Source organism: Bradyrhizobium lupini (genome assembly GCF_040939785.1).
Taxonomy (GTDB): domain Bacteria; phylum Pseudomonadota; class Alphaproteobacteria; order Rhizobiales; family Xanthobacteraceae; genus Bradyrhizobium; species Bradyrhizobium canariense_D.
Map to the genome: position 1 here is coordinate 1,397,442 of NZ_CP162553.1, position 16,796 is coordinate 1,414,237.

A 16,796-nucleotide genomic window follows, 5' to 3' on the forward strand; every position below is an offset into this window, starting at 1 on the left:
TTCGTTTTGCGTTAAGGCGCTGGGCGCAGCTTTGCTTCGCACGATTAAGGTGAGAAGAGCGCCGCCAAGTCAAGCAATGGGAGGCGTGCCGGATGCGCAAGGCGCATTGCGCAATTCGATGGTGCTCTAGCGCGGAGGCGCGGTAGTATTCCGGCAATATTCCTTCACGAGAAACTGCGGGAGCGCGCGATGGAGCTGAACTTTTCCAAAGTGGAACGCAAGGGGCCGATCACGATAGTCACGCTGTCGCGGCCCGAGGTCTACAACGCGCTGCACACTGACGCGCATTTCGAGCTCAACAAGGTGTTTGACGATTTCTCCGCCGATCCCGAGCAGTGGATCGCGATCGTCACCGGTAGCGGCGACAAGGCGTTCTGCGCCGGCAACGATCTGAAATGGCAGGCCGCCGGCGGCAAGCGGGGCTGGGACAAAGGCGGCTTCGCCGGCCTCACCGCGCGCTTCGACTGCGACAAGCCGATCATCGCCGCGGTCAATGGCGTGGCGATGGGCGGCGGTTTCGAGATTGCGCTGGCCTGCGACCTGATCATTGCCTCGGAGAACGCGACCTTCGCGCTGCCCGAGCCGCGCGTCGGGCTGGCCGCACTCGCCGGAGGCCTGCACCGGCTGCCGCGCCAGATCGGGCTGAAGCGTGCCATGGGCATGATCCTCACCGCGCGTCATGTCAGCGCTAAGGAGGGTCTCGAACTCGGCTTCGTCAACGAGGTGGTGCCGCAGGGCGAGGCGCTCACGGCCGCGCTGCGCTGGGCTGAGATGATCACCAAGAATTCGCCGATGTCGATCCGCGCCTCAAAGCAGGCGATCCAGAAGGGCCTCGGCGTGTCGCTGGAGCAGGCGATCGAGGAACAGCGCGAATATCCAGCCGTGAAGGCGATGGTGGCGTCGCAGGACTACATCGAGGGCCCGAAGGCGTTTGCGGAGAAGCGGCCGCCGAAATGGGTGGGGAAGTGAAGGGTCGCTTGGCTCGTCACCGCCGTCATGCCCCGGCTTGACCGGGGCATCCAGTACGCCACGGCTTCTCGGCTCAATCACTGCCGTCTCTGGAATACTGGATCGCCCGCCTTCGCGGGGGATGACAGCAGAGAGTGTAGTACCGCCTACCCGCTTCGCGAGAGTTCGCGTTTGTACGACGCGTAATTCGGCTGGTCCACCGCAAGCTTGTCCATGGTCGTCTGCCACAGATGCTCGGCAAGGCCGGGCGTCGCTAGATCGACCTCGCCCTTGGCGATGCGCTCGGCCAGCGTGCGGTTGAGATCGGTCACCGAGCCGTCCATGCCGAGCAGAGCACGCAGCCGCTCCACCTCAGCGGCGTCGCTCCCCTCCTCCCGCGTCAACTGCCGCGTCACGAGGTCGAGGATGTTGATGGCGACGCGCAGCTTGAAGGCCTGATGGCCGTAGATCAGCGGCGCGATGTCGTTGCGGAGGAAATCGGCGACCGACTTCGTCAGCTCGATCGGGGTCGGCTCGTCCTGCATGGTCAACTCCCCCGCGGCGCCAGCAGCCGCAACAGATCGATCTCGGTCTCGGAAGCGCGGCGGCCGATCATGGCGCGTTCCATCGAATGGTCCGGGCCCTCGCGAAAGCGCTGCATCATGCCGCCGCACATGATGCCCCAGCGCAGCGTGCCCATCACTTCCCAGAATTTGACACGCGATGGATCGACCTTGCGCCCAGCCGCCTCATAGCCGGCAAACAGCTCCTGACGCGAGCCAAAGCCGCCGACCGGCTTGTCGATCTCGCCAAAGCGCCAGGAGTTGACGCAGACCCAGCCGAGATCCTCCATGGGATCGCCGAGATGGGCGAGCTCCCAGTCCAGCACCGCGCGCAGGCCGTCGGCGCCAATGATGAGATTGCCGTTGCGGAAATCGCCATGCACCAGCGTCGTCTCGGCCGAAGGGCCCGGATCGTGGTCGCGGAGCCAGCGCAGCGCCAGCTCGAAGACGGGTTTGGGCCAGTCCAGGCTGCGATAATCGCGTTCGAACTCAGAGATCTCCTCCGTCGCGGACCGGCTGCGCAGCTCGGGCAATTTGTCCCGCGGCAGCCCGTGCAGCTTCGCGAGCACGCCGCCGATCTGCCGTGCGAGACGCGGCCGCGCCGCCGCAAACTCGTCGTCGCGCAGAATCTTGCGCGCGATGGTTTCGCCCTCGACCCGCTGCATGATGAAGCCGGTGCCGAGATCGTCGTCCGGCGTGAGCACATGCATCACGCGCGGCGACGGCACGCCGGCCTCATAGGCAAGCTGCATCAGCTGCGCTTCCGCGCCGAGACCTGCCGCGCGCGTCGGCGCCGCGCCATACCCCTTCGGCGAGCGGCGCAGGATCGCACCGATCGGCTCGTCGGGATGCACGATGTCGAAGCGCCAGGTCTCCTGGCTGGCGCCGCCGGACAGCTTGGCCGCGCCGGTCACGCCGGTCGCCCCCTCGCACCAGCGCGCAACGCTGCGGGAAAGCTCAGCCTCGATCATTTGCCCTTGAACTGCGCCGGACGCTTCTCCAGGAAGGCGCCAACACCTTCGCGGAAATCATCCGTGTCGCCGGCATGGAGCTGGCACTGAAATTCGAGATTGAGCTGATCCTCGAAGGAATTCTCCGGGCTGTCCCAGTACAGCTTGCGGATCAGCGACAGCGCGACCGTCGGGCCGCTGGCGAGGTCGCGCGCAAGCTTCATCGCCTCCTCCATCAGCACGCCGTCATCATAGACGCGATTCACAAGGCCCCATTCCAGCGCCTTATCGGCCGGGAGCCGCTCGCCCATCAACGACAATTCGATCGAGCGTGCCTTGCCGATCAGCCGCGGCAAGAGCCAGGTCGAGCCGCAATCCGGCACCAGACCGATGCGGCGGAACGCTTGCAGGAAATAGGACGAGCGCGCGCACAGGATCATGTCGCCGAGCAGCGCGAAGCTCATGCCGGCGCCGGCCGCCGGGCCGTTGACCGCGGTCACGATCGGGCAATGCAGATTGCGGATGCGGCGCAGGAAGGGATGGAAGCCGGTCTCGAGCGTCAGGCCGGCCTTGGTCTTCTTCGACTGGTTGTTGCGGCCCTGGAGATCTGCCCCGGTGCAGAACGCCCGCCCTGCGCCCGTCAGCACCACGCAGCGCACCTCGTCCTTCTTCTCCTCGATCGTGTCGAGCGCTTCTGAGAGACCGCCCAGCATGTCCACGGAGACCGCGTTCATCACCTCCTGATGGTCGAGCTTGAGGATCGCGACCGAACCATCGAGATCGAGCGTGACGTGTTTGAACTGCATGGTTTCCTCGTGAGTTGCGGCCTGCACCAGTTTCGCAGACCGGAATTGCTTTTGCCGGGGCGCATATTTGATTTTTGGCGCGGTCTTGTCCATGGTGATCGGAGCATAGCAAGCAATCTTGCGCGCAGCGGCTGATGCGCACGATGCAAAAACAGGAAACGCGCCATGAACCTTTTCGACCTTTCGGGACGCGTCGCCGTGATCACCGGCGGCAATGGCGGCATCGGGCTGGGCATCGCGCAGGCGCTCGCCGGCCAGGGCTGCAACGTCTCGATCTGGGGCCGGAATGCTGACAAGAACAAGGCCGCTGCCGCGAGCCTGGCCGGGCTATCAGGCAAGGTCGACACGCGGGTCTGCGACGTCACCGACCCGACCTCGGTCAACGCCGCGATGAAGGCCACGCTCGACACATTCGGCCGGGTCGACGGCTGCTTCGCCAATGCCGGCATCGGCGGCGGCGGCCGGCGCTCCTTTATCGAACGCACCGAGGAAGAATGGCGCACGATGTTTGCGACCAATCTCGACGGCGTGTTCCACGCGTTCCAGGCTGCCGCAAAACACATGACCGCGCGCGCCGAGGCCGGCGATCGCTTCGGCCGGCTGGTGGCGACTTCGAGCCTCGCCTCGATCTTCGGCACCGCGCGCAACGAGCACTATGCCGCGACCAAGGCCGCGATCAACGCGCTGGTGCGTGCGCTCGGCGTCGAGCTGGCGCGTCACGGCGTCACCGCGAACGCGATCCTGCCGGGCTGGATCAAGAGCGACATGACCTCGGGCCTGATGGCCAACGAGAAATTCGTCGCCAACGTGATGCCGCGAATTCCGGTGCGGCGCTTCGGCGAGGCCAGCGACTTCGGCGGCATCGCGGTGTATCTGATGAGCAAGGCCTCGTCGTACCACACGGCGGATACGTTCGTGATCGACGGCGGTTATACGGCGTTCTGATTCTCGTAGCCCGGATGGCGCGCAGCGCAATCCGGGACCGCCAAAAGCAAACAAGACCCGGATTACGCTTCGCTCCATCCGGGCTACAAATCATAATGAGGGGAACGGCAAATGTTTTCACACGTGATGATCGGCACCAACGACCTCGACAAGGCCAAGACGTTCTACGACAATTTGCTCTCCACGCTCGAAGTGCGGCCGGCGCGCGTCGACGGCCGTCGGATCTTCTACATCACCAAGACGGGCGTGTTCTCGGTGACGAAGCCGATCAACGGCGAAGCGGCGACGCCTGCGAATGGCGGCACCATCGGCTTTGCCGCCAACTCGCCGGAACAGGTCAATGCATGGCATACGGCCGGCATCGCCGCCGGCGGCGTTCCTTGCGAAGATCCTCCTGGTGTCCGTCAAGGCCCGGGCGTCAACCTCTATATTGCCTATTTGCGTGACCTCGACGGCAACAAGATCTGCGCGATGCACCGGATGGCAAGCTAGGCCGGCCGCAACCACCGCTGTCATGCCCCGGCTTGACCGGGGCATCCAGTACGCCGCAGCTTCTCGATAGATCACATACGCCTCGGAGTACTGGATCGCCCGATCAAGTCGGGCGATGACAGCGAGAATGCCGCCCATTCAAACAACATTTCAAACGTCCGCGATATTCCATCGCATGGCATGGCTCGCGTTGGAAAAAATGCGCGCTCGCACTTTGGCGACGCTGCGACTATTCTCCGGCGCAACGCGATCTCAGCGACCCCGGGAGGAACAATGACAAAACACACCTATATTCCCCGCACCACCAACTACACCCTCAATCCCGGCGACGAGCTCAACGACCTCAGGATGTCGGACCAGGTCCGGCCGCTCTACGATCACGTCAGGAAGTTCATCCGCGACACCGTCGAGCCGATGTCGATCGAATTCGCCAAGGCCGGCGAAGGCAAAGAGGATCGCTGGAGCTTCACGCCGAAGCAGCTCGAGGTGCTGGAGAAGGCCAAGAACAAGGCCAAGCAGGAAGGCCTCTGGAACTTCTTCCTGCCCGACGACGAGACCGGCCAGGGCCTGAAGAATCTCGACTACGCCTATATCGCATCCGAGCTCGGCAAGAGCCCACTGGCATCGGAGAGCATGAACTGCTCGGCGCCTGATACCGGCAACATGGAGGTGCTGGAGCGCGTCGGCACCAAGGAGCAGAAGGAGAAGTGGCTGAAGCCGCTGATGAACGGCGAGATCCGCTCCGCCTATGTCATGACCGAGCCGAACGTCGCCTCCTCCGATGCCAAGAACATCTCGACGAGCGCAAAGCTCGTTGGCGACGAATGGGTCATCAACGGCGAGAAGTATTACATCTCCGGTGTAGGCGATCCCCGCTGCAAGATCCTCATCGTGATGGTGAAGACCAACCCGGATGCGGCGCCGAGCAAGCAGCAGTCGCAGATTCTGGTGCCGCGCGACACGCCCGGCGTCGAGGTGCTCGGTCCCATGTACGTGTTCGGCCAGGACCACGCGCCGCGCGGCCACATGCACATGCGCTTCAACAACGTGCGCGTGCCCAAGGAGAACATTCTGCTCGGCGAAGGCCGCGGCTTCGAGATCTCGCAGCTTCGGCTAGGCCCGGGCCGCATCCATCACTGCATGCGCACTATCGGCAAGGCCGAGAAGGCGCTCGATTTGATGGTGCAGCGTGGCCTCACCCGTGAAGCCTTCGGCAAGAAGATCGCCCATCTCGGCGGCAACATGCAGATCATCGCGCAGGCGCGCTGCGAGATCGAGGCGATGCGGCTGATGGTGCTGAAGGCCGCCAAGGCCATGGACGTGCTCGGCAACAAGGAGGCCCGCGTCTGGGTCTCCATGGTCAAGGCCATGGTGCCGGAGCGAGCCTGCAAGATCATCGACCAGTCGATCCAGATGCACGGCGCCACGGGCATCTCGCACTGGACCCCGCTCGCGGAGATGTATCAGGACGTGCGCCATCTCCGCTTCGCGGATGGTCCGGACGAGGTGCACTGGATGGTGGTGGGACGCCACGAGCTGAGCATGGCGTGAACAACTGCCTCTCTTCCCCTCTCCCCGCACGCGGGGAGAGGCGAAGGGGCTACGACGCGGCCACCTCGCCGATCTTGTCCTGCGTCTTGGTCTCGAAATCGCTAGCGTCATGCCGCTCGTGAAGCTGGCTGGCGGGATCTCCGGAGACACGGTTGACCATGCGGCCGCGCTTGACGGCCGGGCGCTTGGCGATCTGGTCGGTCCAGCGCTGCACGTGCTTGTAGTCCTGCACGGACAGGAATTCGCCGGCGCCGTAGACCAGCCCCTTGGCGAGCGCGCCGTACCAGGGCCACACCGCCATGTCGGCGATGGTGTATTCGCTGCCGGCGAGATATTCGTTGTCGGCGAGCCGGCGGTCGAGCACGTCGAGCTGCCGCTTGGTCTCCATCGCAAAACGATCGATGGCATATTCGATCTTGGTCGGCGCGTAGGCATAGAAATGGCCGAAGCCGCCGCCGAGATAGGGCGCGCTGCCCATCTGCCAGAACAGCCACGACATCGCCTCGGTGCGGCTCTTGATGTCCTTCGGCAGGAAGGCGCCGAACTTTTCGGCGAGGTAGAACAGGATCGAGCCGGACTCGAACACCCTGATCGGCTCCGGGCCGGAGCGGTCCATCAGGGCCGGGATCTTGGAATTCGGATTGATGTCGACAAAGCCGCTGCCGAACTGGTCGCCGTTGCCGATTCTGATCAGCCAGGCGTCGTACTCCGCGCCCTTGTGGCCGAGCGCCAGAAGCTCCTCCAGCATCACGGTGACCTTGACGCCGTTCGGCGTCGCCAGCGAATAGAGCTGGAAGGGATGCCTGCCGACCGGCAGCTCCTTGTCGTGGGTGGGACCGGCGATGGGACGGTTGATGCTGGCGAACTGCCCGCCGTTCTCCTTGTTCCAGGTCCAGATTTTCGGCGGCACGTAGGCGGGGGTGTCGGTCATGGGGAGGGCTCCGGCGAAAAAGATGCGTCTGCATTAATTAGCCCACGGACGGCCGATGGCAAGCCCTGCCGGCCCTGCGTCCGGCGCGGGCCTCGCGACCGCGTCATGCATCCGACGTAGCCGAGGACGGCCATCACGAGAAGCCGCATCTGTCAGAGCCGGGCGTACGGCTTCGCGCAACACGGCGTGTGCACGCAAGATGCGCTGCCAAATCCGGATTGGCATAGCGCAAGACGATGGTCTAGCGTCGACGAGCCTTCGCTCAAGATTGCGACAACAGCAACGCGAGGCCGCCGGGAGAGAACGATGAAATCGCCGATCTGCGACATGCTGGGCATCGATTTCCCGCTGCTCGCCTTCAGCCATTGCCGCGATGTCGTCGCGGCTGTCAGCCGCGCCGGTGGGTTTGGCGTATTGGGTGCTACCGTGCACACGCCGGATACGCTCGAACGCGAGCTGAGATGGATCGACAAGCACGTTGACGGCAAGCCCTACGGTATCGACGTGCTGATCCCCGAAAACATCTCGACTGCGGGCGAGAAGGACGTCACCTGGAAGAGCCTTGAGGGGCGCGTGCCACAGGAGCACCGCAACTACACGCGCAATCTCCTGAAGAAATACGACATCGAACTCACGACCACCGAGGTCGCCGACAACCAGCCGCAGCCGTTCGATGGCAGGACCGCGCTGGAGCTGCTGGAGGTCTCGTTCAACCACCCGATCCGCCTGATCGCCAATGCGCTCGGCGTGCCGCCGAAGGCCATGATCGAGATGGGCAGGAAGCACGGCGTGCCGGTCGCGGCCCTGGTCGGCGCCAAGGAGCACGCGCTGCGCCAGGTCGCGGCCGGCGTCGATATCCTCGTGGTCCAGGGCACCGAAGCTGGCGGCCATTGCGGCGAGGTCTCGACCATGGTGCTGGTGCCCGAGGTGATCAAGGCGATCAAGAATATCCGCGACGTGCCGGTGCTGGCGGCCGGCGGCATCATGACGGGACGACAGATGGCGGCCTGCATGGCGATGGGTGCCGCGGGCGCCTGGACCGGCTCGGTGTGGCTTGCGACCGTCGAGTCCGAGACCACGGAGATCTTTCGCGAGAAGATGATCGCGGCATCGTCGCGCGATGCGGTGCGCTCGAAGGGCCGCACTGGAAAGCCGGCACGGCAACTTCGTTCGGTCTGGACCGACGCCTGGGAGCGCGCAGCCGAGAGCCCCGGCGCATTGCCGATGCCGCTGCAAAGTATCGTCAGCCGCGACGCCTTCAACTCGATCGACCGCGCCGCGGCGGGCGGCAACGCCAAGGCGCGCGATCTCGTGAGTTACTTCGTCGGCCAGGGCGTCGGGCTGATCGACAGCGTGAAGTCGGCCGGTGCGGTGGTGCAGGAGTTCAAGGAAGAGTTTGCCGAAGCCGTCGAGCACATGAATGCGCTGGTGGCGGAGTGATTGCCACACACCGTCATTGCGAGCGCAGCGAAGCAATCCAGACTACCATCGCGGAAAGACCCTGATTGCTTCGCTACGCGCGCAATGACAAAAAACTGACATCGTGAATTGAAGCATGACAGATAAGAAGCATACCCCCGAAGACCGCATCCCCGTCATCGTCGGCGTCGGCGAGATCGTCGACCGTCCCAAGGAGGTCACCGATGGCCTCGAGCCGCTCGACCTGCTCGAACAGGCGCTGCGGCGCGCGGAAGCAGATGCCGGCGCAAAGCTGCTCGACGAGGTGCAATCGCTCGATATCGTCAACTTCCTGAGCTGGCGCTATCGCGATCCGGAGAAGCTGCTGGCGCAACGGCTCGGCATCACGCCTTCGCATTGCTATTACGGCCCGGTCGGCGGCGAGAGCCCGATCCGCTACATCCACGAGGCAGCAAAGCGCATTGCGCGCGGCGAATGCAGCGTCGCTGCGGTTTGCGGCGCGGAGGCACAGTCGACGGCGACCAAGGCGGAGCGCGCCGGGGCAAAGCTGCCATGGACCCCGTTCGCCCACGACGTCGAGGAGCCGAAGCGCGGCGCGGCGTTCCAGAAGCCGCTGGCCGTGAAGCTCGGCGTGTTCCGCCCCGTCACCGTCTATCCGTTCTACGAAGCGGCATCGTCCGCCCATTGGGGACAGACGCCGCGCGAGGCTATGGCAGAGTCAGGCGTGCTGTGGTCGCGCTATTCGGAAGCTGCCGCGCAAAACCCAAATGCCTGGCTGAAGCGGCGCTATGCGCCGGAGGAGATCACGACACCGACGGCGGACAACCGCCTGATCGCCTGGCCCTACAACAAGCTCATGGTTGCCAACCCGAGCGTCAACATGGGCGGTGCGCTGCTGCTGACCAGCCTCGCCAAAGCGCGTGCGGCCGGCATCGCCGATGACAGACTGGTCTATCCGCTCGGCGGCGCCTCGGCCGAGGAGCCGCGCGACTATCTCTTGCGCGACCAGTTTTACGAGAGCCATCCGCAGAACGCCGTTTTGAAGGCCGTGATGGATCTCGCCGGCGGCGACGGCAGGAAGTTCGACGCGATCGAGCTCTATAGCTGTTTCCCGTGCGTGCCCAAGATGGCGCGGCGGACGCTGGGCCTAGGCGCGGACGTGCAGCCGACCGTGACTGGCGGCCTCACCTTCTTCGGCGCGCCGCTCAACACCTACATGACGCACGCGGCCTGCGCGATGGTCCGGCGCGTGCGCGACGGCGCAAAGCTCGGCCTGCTCTACGGCCAGGGCGGCTTCGTCACCAAGCATCATGCGCTGGTGGTGTCGAAGGCGCCGCCGCGTGAAGCATTGGCACAGGAGACGAGCGTGCAGGCGGCGGCGGACAGCAACAAGCGCGCGGTGCCGGAGTTCGTCACGGATGTCTCAGGCAAGGGCAAGGTGGAGAGCTTTACGGTGCTCTACGGCCGCGGCGGCGAGGTCGAGCATGGCGTGGTGATGCTGCGGACGGAAAACGATAGGCGCACGCTGGCGCGGATTCCCGCGAGCGATGCGGCAACGCTGGCGCATCTGCTCGACATGGATCGCACGCCGGTGGGTTCGCTCGGCGAGATCACGATGACGGTAGATGGCGTGCCGGAATGGAGGGTGGCGTAGCTCTCGTAGGGTGGGCAAAGGCGCTCTTGCGCCGTGCCCACCAATCTTTTAGGATCGCAGAGAGATGGTGGGCACACTTCGCTTTGCCCACCCTACGAAACCGAGGCTACCCCTTCGGCGCCTGCTTCTCCGACGCCGTCGCGGGCTTGCCCTTGGCGCCGGCGCCGGTCACGCGGACCTGGTCGCCGTCGGAGAGGCCGTCCGGTGGTGCCGTGATGACGCGGTCATCCGCTGCAATTCCCGAGGCGAGCTCGATCTCCTTGCCAAGATCGCGGGCGATGGTCACGGGCTTGAACAGGACCTTGTCGTCCGGACCGACGGTTGCGACGCGCAGGCCGCTGCCGTTGAAGATCAGCGCACTGGCGGGAATGCTGAGCGGCGCGGCGTCGCGCTGCAGGCTGAGCTTCACGCTAGCATAGCCGCCGGGCATCAGCTCGCCTGAGGAATTGTCGAGACCGAGCTGCATGCGCGTCGTGCCGGAGGCGACGTCAACCGCCTGCGAGGAGGCCTCCACCGCCGCCTGGAAGGTCCGGTTCGGATACTCCGGCAGCACGATGGCGGCCTTGGCGCCGATCTTGATCGCGGGCACGTAGTTCTGGGGCACGTTGATGTAGACGCGCAGCTTGGTGATGTCGGAGACCACGAACATTGCCGGGCCCGAGCCGCCGCCTGAATTGATCAGCGCACCGACGTCGGTGTCGCGCGCCGTGACCACACCGTCAAACGGAGCGGTGATCTTCTTGTAACCGGCCAGCGCTTCGAGGCGCTCGACGTTGGCCTGGCCCGAGCGAACCGCCGCGTTCTTGTTGGAGAGATCGGCGGTACGCTCGTCGATCTCCTGCGCGGAGACGAAGTTGGAGGCGACCAGCGTCTTGCGGCGGTTGAGGGTGGCTTCCGACAGCCTGGCGCTGGACTGCTGGCTGGCGAGGTCGGCGCGGGCCTGAAGCAGTTGCTGGTCGAGGTCGGGCGCCTCGATCTCGGCGATCACCTGACCGGCCTTCACCCGCGCACCGATGTCAGCGCTCCAGCTTTTGAGATAGCCGGGAACACGGGCAAAGATCGGCGCGCGATAATAGGCTTCGAGACGGCCCGGCAAGTCGATGGTCGCATTGAGAGCCTTGGCATTAGGCAGCGTCACCGCGACGCTGGGAACAGCCTGGTCATCGGTCCATGCCTTCAATTTGGAGCCCTGCTCCTCGCGGGCGCGGATGCCGGTGCCCACGACCAAGCCGGCCGCGATTAGCGCCACCACGCCGAAAATGCCCAGTTTCCGGTGCGACACCGGGGAGCGGGGTTCAGTGGGCGACATGCGGGGGCTCCAGGGAGGCGGCGCCTTTGGCGCCTTGCTTCTTGTGTACCATACTGAACACCACGGGAACGAACATCAGCGTGGCGAAGGTTGCAAAGATCAGGCCGCCGATCACGGCACGGCCGAGCGGCGCATTCTGCTCGCCGCCCTCGCCGAGCCCCAGCGCCATGGGCGCCATGCCGATGATCATGGCGAGCGCGGTCATCAGCACCGGGCGGAACCGGACGAAGCCGGCTTCGAGCGCCGCGGCGATGGGATCGCCGAGCTCTTCGTAGCGCTCGCGGGCGAACGAGATCACGAGCACGCTGTTGGCGGTGGCAACGCCCATGCACATGATCGCGCCGGTCAGCGCCGGCACCGACAGCGTCGTCTCGGTGGCGAACAGCATCCAGACGATGCCGGCGAGTGCTGCGGGCAACGCCGTGATGATCACGAAGGGATCGGACCAGGACTGGAAGTTCACGACGATCAGGAAATAGATCAGGACGACCGCGCCGAGCAGGCCGAACAACAAGCCGGTGAAGGCGCTGTTCATGGTCTGCACCTGGCCGAGCAGCACCACGGAAGAGCCTTTCGGCACCTCCTTGGCGGTGTCGGCGATCACCTGGCGGATGTCGGTCGCGACCGCACCGAGATCGCGGCCCGAGGTCGTGGCGAAGATCTGCACCATCGACTGGATGTCGTATTGCGAGACCACCGCGCTCGAAGTCGATCGCTTGATATCGGCGATGCCGCCGAGGATCGGCGACTGCGAATTGCCGGCCGCCGTGATCGGCAACGTCTGAAGCGCGCTGAGCGAATCCATCTGGTATTGCGGCGTCTGCATCACGATCGAATAGGATACGCCGTTGTCCGGATTGAGGTAGTAGGTCGGCGCCACCTGCGAGGAGCCGGCAAGGTTGACCACGAGACTGTTGGTGACGTCACGCTCGGTCAGCCCGACATACTGCGCGCGGGTGCGGTCGACATCGATATTGAAGGTCGGATTGTTCGGTGACTGCTGGATGCGCGCATCGGCGACGCCGGGAATCCTGCGAACCTTGGCCAGCAGATTGTTGGCATAAACGAAGTTGGCGCTGATATTGGCGCCGCGGATCTGCAGGTCGATCGGCGCCGGCGCGCCGAAGTTCAGGATCTGGCTGACGATGTCGGCCGGCAGGAAGGCAAAGCTGACGCCGGGGAACAGCCGCGGCAATTGCTCACGCAGCACGCGCACATGCTCTTCGGTCGGCTTGTGGCCTTCCTTCAGCTTGATCTGGATGTCGCCATCCTGCGGGCCGATCACGCCGGTGTTGACGTAGGTCATGTTGATGCCGGAGATCGGCATGCCGATGTTGTCGGTCAGCGTTTCGATCTCACCCGGGATCAGCTTGCGGATCGCCTTCTGCACGTCGGCGAGCTGGTTCGCTGTCTCCTCGACGCGGGTGCCGACCTGGGTGCGGACGTGCATCAGGATGTTGCCGGCATCGACCGCGGGGAAGAAGTTGCGTCCGAGGAACGGGACCAGCGCGAAGGACGCGCCGACCACGCAGAGGAAGCCGATCACGAACACCGGACGGTGCGCGAGCGCGAGCCCGAGGAAATTGTGGTAGCCGCCGCGAATGCGCTCGAAGCGAGCCTCGAAACCGCGCTGGAACCAGACCAGTGGATTGCGCGACTTCGGCGGACCGTTCTCGTGATGGACATGCGCCTGCAATAAATAGTTCGCCATGGTCGGCACCAGCGTGCGCGACAGCAGGAACGACCAGATCATCGCGAACATTACCGCTTCCGCCATCGGCACGAACAGGAAGCGCGCCACGCCGGTGAGGAAGAACATTGGCACGAACACGATGCAGATGCAGAGCAGCGAGACGAAGGCCGGCGTCACGATCTGGTTGGCGCCGTCGAGGATCGACTGCTCGACCGGCTTGCCCTGCTCCAGATGGTAGTTGATGTTCTCGATCGTGACCGTGGCATCGTCGACGAGGATGCCGACCGCGAGCGCCAGGCCGCCGAGCGTCATGATGTTCAGCGTCTCCCCGATCGCCGACAGCATAATGATGGCGCCGAGCACCGAGAGCGGGATCGAGACCGCAATGATCACAGTCGAGCGCCAGCTGCCGAGGAACAGCAGGATCATGACGCTGGTGAGCAGCGCCGCGATCACGCCCTCGAACGCGACGCCTTCGATGGCGCCGCGGACGAACACCGACTGATCGCCGATGAAGCCGATCTTGAGCGCGTCCGGCAGCTGGTCCTTGACGTCGATCACCTTCTGCTTGATGCCCGCGATGATGTCGAGCGTCGAGGTCGCGCCCGCCTTCAGCACCATCATCAGCACCGAGCGGTTGCCGTCGACATGGACGATGTTGGTCTGCGGCGGGTTGCCGTCCCTGACGGTCGCGACGTCGCGCACATAGACCATCGCGCCGTTGACGGTCTTGATCGGCAGATTGCCGAGCTCCTCGATCTTCAGCGGCGAGTTGTTGAGCTGGATGATGTATTCGAACTGCCCGATCTTCTGGGTGCCGACCGGCGTGATCAGGTTCTGGGCCGCGAGCGCGTTGGCGACGTCCTGGCCGGACAGGCCGCGGGCCTGGAGCGCGGTCGGGTCGAGATCGATCTGGACCTGGCGCTGCTTGCCGCCGAATGGGTACGGGATCGCGGCGCCAGGCACGGTGACCAGCGGCGTACGGAGCTGGTTGATGCCGATATCGGCGAGGTTCTGCTCGGTCAGCCCGTCACCCGACAGCGCCACCTGGACGATCGGCACGGTGGAGGCGGAGTAGTTCAGGATCAGAGGCGGCGTCGCGCCCGGCGGCATCTGCTTGATCAGCGTCTGCGAGATCGCGGTGACCTGCGCGTTGGCGGTGCGGATGTCGACGTTCGGCTGGAAGAAGATCTTGATGATGCCAAAGCCATTATAGGAATTGGCGGTGATGTGCTCGATGTCGTTGACCGTTGTCGTCAGCGCGCGCTGGAACGGCGTGGTGATGCGGCCCGACATCTGATCGGGCGGCAGGCCGGTGTATTGCCAGACCACGCCGATCACAGGGATGCGGATGTCCGGGAAGATGTCGGTCGGCGTCCGCAGCGCCGCCAGCGGTCCGATGATCAGGAGCAGGAGCGCGAGCACGACAAATGTGTAGGGCCGGCTCAGGGCAATACGGACCAGAGCAATCATTCGTTGGGCAATTCCAGATCAGGGACAGGAAACACCGCCCCCGCGGGTTTCTCGGTTGATTTACCTGAAGACCGCCCAAATGGCCAACGGCACTGCGTCACGAGCGGTCAATTCCCTGCTATCGCACTGCGAAATAGCATTCCAGATATGCACCTCGCGCCCCGAAAGATGACAGATGCCGCGGTCCATCCATAAAAAAAGCGGCGCCCGAGGACGCCGCTTTCAGCAACTCCGTGCCTGCCCGGCCTAAGCCGCGCGAACGTTGGTCAGGAACTTGCTGACCTCGGTCTTGAGCCGGCCGGAGTCGTTGGAGAGCATCTGTGCCGCCGACAGCACCTGCGAGGAGGCCGTGCCGGTCTCGATTGCGCCGCGCTGCACGTCGGTGATGTTGGAGGAGACCTGCTGGGTGCCCTGCGCCGCCTGCTGGACGTTGCGGGCGATCTCCTGGGTCGCAGCGCCCTGCTCTTCCACGGCCGCCGCGATGGCCGACGAGATCTCCGACAGACGCTCGATGGTCGACGAGATCTCCTTGATGGCGCCGACCGAGTCGTTGGTCGCCGCCTGGATGCCGGAGATCTGCTGGCCGATCTCACCGGTCGCCTTCGCGGTCTGCTCGGCGAGCGCCTTCACCTCGGAGGCGACGACCGCAAAGCCGCGGCCGGCTTCGCCGGCACGTGCGGCTTCGATGGTCGCGTTCAGCGCCAGAAGGTTGGTCTGGCCGGCGATGGTGTTGATGAGCTCGACGACGTCGCCGATGCGTGAGGCTGCCTTCGAGAGTTCGCTGACGCGTTCGGTGGTGGCGCGGGCCTGGCCGACGGCATCGCCCGCCATCCGCGCAGATTCCTGCACCTGACGGCTGATCTCGCCGACGGACGAGGCCATCTCCTCGGTCGCCGAGGCCACCGACTGCACGTTGGTCGAGGCTTCCTCCGACGCTCCGGCAACGGTGGTCGCCAGCCGCTGCGAGCGGTCGGCGGTCGAGGTCAGCGTCGAGGCCGAGGCCTCCAACTGGGTCGAGGCCGACGACACGGTCTGGACGATCTCGCCAATCATCGTCTCGAATTCGCGAGTGATGTTGTCGACGCGGCGGCCGCGCTCGATCTTGGCTTCTGCATCGGCAGCGGCAGCCTCGTCCGCAGCCTTCTTGGCGATCAGCGCTTCCTTGAAGATCTGGAGCACGTCGGCCATGGCGCCGATCTCCGTCTTCTCACCGCGATGAGGGACTTCGGCGGAAAGCTCGCCCTTGCCCAGCGCCTGCATCGGCTCGATGATCGAATTGATGCCGTTCGAGACGTCCTGGACCAGGTAGAAGCCAACGCCGGAGCCGACAAGGACGGCGGCGCCGAGAATGATCGCGACCAGCATGAAGGCATAATAGTAGCTGTCGGCGGCATCCTGCGCGGCCTGGTCTCCGCCCTTGGTGTTGAGCTCGATGTCCTTGGTCAGGATCGCGTCGGCCTCAAGGCCGATCTTGTTGACCGTCTTGGTGTTCAGCTCCTGGGCCTCATGCGGAACCTTGCCGGCCTCCTTGCGCGAGAGCGCCATGACAACTTCGGTGCCCTTCTTGTAGTCCTCCCAGAGCGTGGCCCAATCGTTGTAGAGCTTCCGCTCCTCCGGAGAGGTGATCATCGGCTCGTAGGCCTTGCGGAATTTGGCATTGGCCTCGATCACGGTCGCGAGCGTCTTTTCCATCGCGAGCTTCTCGTCCAGCGTTTCCGACAGCATGTGCTCTCGAATGACGTTGCGGTAAGTGATCACGCCGGCACGCAGGTCGCCGAGCACGCGCACGCTGGGCATCCAGCTCGTGGTGATGTCGACGGTGTTGGCATTCATCGACCGCATCTTCATGACGGCGAGCAGGCCCATGCCGGCCATCGCGACCAGCAGGAACGCCACGACACTGATGATCTTGGCACGAATGGAAATGGTGGCGAGCATAATCGGTCTCTTTGCGTTGGCGCGGCGGCGTCCGGAACTTTTACGAATCAACCTAAGGGAGCAGAACCGACATCCAACACGAGAGCACCTGAGCAGATGTTAACGACGACTCCGTACGAGTACG

13 protein-coding genes are annotated in these 16,796 nt (G+C 64.6%); 6 read left to right on the forward strand and 7 right to left on the reverse strand.

Translation table 11 applies throughout. The annotated features are described in order from the left end of the window. Nucleotides 1–189 precede the first annotated feature (189 nt). On the forward strand, nucleotides 190–969 hold the full coding sequence (locus AB3L03_RS06930) for an enoyl-CoA hydratase-related protein (protein ID WP_204510642.1): 780 nt from the start codon (nucleotides 190–192) through the stop codon (nucleotides 967–969). A gap of 146 nt (nucleotides 970–1,115) precedes the next feature. Here AB3L03_RS06930 and AB3L03_RS06935 read toward each other — a convergent pair whose 3' ends face one another. Genes AB3L03_RS06935 through AB3L03_RS06945 form a run of 3 tightly spaced genes read right to left on the reverse strand, consistent with a single transcriptional unit; the run spans nucleotide 1,116 to nucleotide 3,267 of the window. Continuing rightward, entirely contained in the window at nucleotides 1,116–1,493 is a 378-nt protein-coding gene (locus AB3L03_RS06935) for a DUF6285 domain-containing protein (RefSeq protein WP_204510641.1), read from the reverse strand. Nucleotides 1,494–1,495: 2 nt separating this feature from the next. Further along, on the reverse strand, nucleotides 1,496–2,482 hold the full coding sequence (locus tag AB3L03_RS06940) for a phosphotransferase family protein (protein WP_204510640.1): 987 nt from the start codon (nucleotides 2,480–2,482) through the stop codon (nucleotides 1,496–1,498). Beyond that, nucleotides 2,479–3,267, reverse strand: a complete 789-nt coding sequence (locus tag AB3L03_RS06945) for an enoyl-CoA hydratase/isomerase (RefSeq protein ID WP_368508372.1) — start codon at nucleotides 3,265–3,267, stop codon at nucleotides 2,479–2,481. The genes AB3L03_RS06940 and AB3L03_RS06945 overlap by 4 nt, the downstream gene beginning before the upstream one ends. Before the next feature lie 165 nt (nucleotides 3,268–3,432). Between AB3L03_RS06945 and AB3L03_RS06950 the strand changes: the two genes are divergently transcribed. The 3 genes from AB3L03_RS06950 to AB3L03_RS06960 all read left to right on the forward strand — a co-directional run bounded on the left by AB3L03_RS06950 (nucleotide 3,433) and on the right by AB3L03_RS06960 (nucleotide 6,255). After that, entirely contained in the window at nucleotides 3,433–4,212 is a 780-nt protein-coding gene (locus AB3L03_RS06950; protein ID WP_204510639.1) for an SDR family NAD(P)-dependent oxidoreductase, read from the forward strand. 111 nt (nucleotides 4,213–4,323) lie between these two features. Beyond that, complete coding sequence (locus AB3L03_RS06955) at nucleotides 4,324–4,704, forward strand: VOC family protein (protein ID WP_204510638.1); 381 nt, start codon at nucleotides 4,324–4,326, stop codon at nucleotides 4,702–4,704. A gap of 273 nt (nucleotides 4,705–4,977) precedes the next feature. Next, nucleotides 4,978–6,255: an acyl-CoA dehydrogenase family protein gene (locus tag AB3L03_RS06960; RefSeq protein WP_027516797.1), complete on the forward strand. Its 1,278-nt coding sequence runs from the start codon at nucleotides 4,978–4,980 to the stop codon at nucleotides 6,253–6,255. A gap of 49 nt (nucleotides 6,256–6,304) precedes the next feature. Here AB3L03_RS06960 and yghU read toward each other — a convergent pair whose 3' ends face one another. After that, nucleotides 6,305–7,186, reverse strand: coding sequence for a glutathione-dependent disulfide-bond oxidoreductase (gene yghU / locus AB3L03_RS06965; protein ID WP_204510637.1), 882 nt, complete (start codon nucleotides 7,184–7,186; stop codon nucleotides 6,305–6,307). A gap of 306 nt (nucleotides 7,187–7,492) precedes the next feature. Here yghU and AB3L03_RS06970 point away from each other — a divergent pair, with 306 nt between their 5' ends. Beyond that, nucleotides 7,493–8,626 (forward strand): nitronate monooxygenase, encoded by a 1,134-nt coding sequence (locus AB3L03_RS06970; RefSeq protein ID WP_204510636.1) that lies wholly within the window; start codon nucleotides 7,493–7,495, stop codon nucleotides 8,624–8,626. Between the two features lie 115 nt (nucleotides 8,627–8,741). After that, nucleotides 8,742–10,259 (forward strand): acetyl-CoA acetyltransferase, encoded by a 1,518-nt coding sequence (locus AB3L03_RS06975; protein ID WP_368508373.1) that lies wholly within the window; start codon nucleotides 8,742–8,744, stop codon nucleotides 10,257–10,259. 106 nt (nucleotides 10,260–10,365) lie between these two features. On the opposite strand, the gene AB3L03_RS06980 is transcribed toward AB3L03_RS06975, so the two are convergent. From AB3L03_RS06980 to AB3L03_RS06990, 3 genes are all read right to left on the reverse strand, one after another. Beyond that, the gene (locus AB3L03_RS06980) at nucleotides 10,366–11,568 is read right to left on the reverse strand and encodes an efflux RND transporter periplasmic adaptor subunit (RefSeq protein ID WP_204510634.1); all 1,203 of its coding nucleotides are present in this window, start codon (nucleotides 11,566–11,568) and stop codon (nucleotides 10,366–10,368) included. Continuing rightward, a complete protein-coding gene (locus AB3L03_RS06985) occupies nucleotides 11,555–14,734 on the reverse strand; it encodes an efflux RND transporter permease subunit (protein ID WP_368508374.1) in 3,180 nt (1,059 codons plus the stop codon). Before AB3L03_RS06985 ends, AB3L03_RS06980 begins: the two co-directional genes overlap by 14 nt. 246 nt (nucleotides 14,735–14,980) lie before the next feature. Continuing rightward, the gene (locus AB3L03_RS06990) at nucleotides 14,981–16,672 is read right to left on the reverse strand and encodes a methyl-accepting chemotaxis protein (protein WP_368508375.1); all 1,692 of its coding nucleotides are present in this window, start codon (nucleotides 16,670–16,672) and stop codon (nucleotides 14,981–14,983) included. Nucleotides 16,673–16,796 lie beyond the last annotated feature (124 nt).

Bases quoted from the DNA above. Each gene is read 5' to 3' on its own strand.
- AB3L03_RS06930 (WP_204510642.1), top strand. From the start codon at position 190: ATGGAGCTGAACTTTTCCAAAGTGGAACGCAAGGGGCCGATCACGATA.
- AB3L03_RS06935 (WP_204510641.1), bottom strand. From the start codon at position 1,493: ATGCAGGACGAGCCGACCCCGATCGAGCTGACGAAGTCGGTCGCCGAT.
- AB3L03_RS06940 (WP_204510640.1), bottom strand. From the start codon at position 2,482: ATGATCGAGGCTGAGCTTTCCCGCAGCGTTGCGCGCTGGTGCGAGGGG.
- AB3L03_RS06945 (WP_368508372.1), bottom strand. From the start codon at position 3,267: ATGCAGTTCAAACACGTCACGCTCGATCTCGATGGTTCGGTCGCGATC.
- AB3L03_RS06950 (WP_204510639.1), top strand. From the start codon at position 3,433: ATGAACCTTTTCGACCTTTCGGGACGCGTCGCCGTGATCACCGGCGGC.
- AB3L03_RS06955 (WP_204510638.1), top strand. From the start codon at position 4,324: ATGTTTTCACACGTGATGATCGGCACCAACGACCTCGACAAGGCCAAG.
- AB3L03_RS06960 (WP_027516797.1), top strand. From the start codon at position 4,978: ATGACAAAACACACCTATATTCCCCGCACCACCAACTACACCCTCAAT.
- yghU (WP_204510637.1), bottom strand. From the start codon at position 7,186: ATGACCGACACCCCCGCCTACGTGCCGCCGAAAATCTGGACCTGGAAC.
- AB3L03_RS06970 (WP_204510636.1), top strand. From the start codon at position 7,493: ATGAAATCGCCGATCTGCGACATGCTGGGCATCGATTTCCCGCTGCTC.
- AB3L03_RS06975 (WP_368508373.1), top strand. From the start codon at position 8,742: ATGACAGATAAGAAGCATACCCCCGAAGACCGCATCCCCGTCATCGTC.
- AB3L03_RS06980 (WP_204510634.1), bottom strand. From the start codon at position 11,568: ATGTCGCCCACTGAACCCCGCTCCCCGGTGTCGCACCGGAAACTGGGC.
- AB3L03_RS06985 (WP_368508374.1), bottom strand. From the start codon at position 14,734: ATGATTGCTCTGGTCCGTATTGCCCTGAGCCGGCCCTACACATTTGTC.
- AB3L03_RS06990 (WP_368508375.1), bottom strand. From the start codon at position 16,672: ATGCTCGCCACCATTTCCATTCGTGCCAAGATCATCAGTGTCGTGGCG.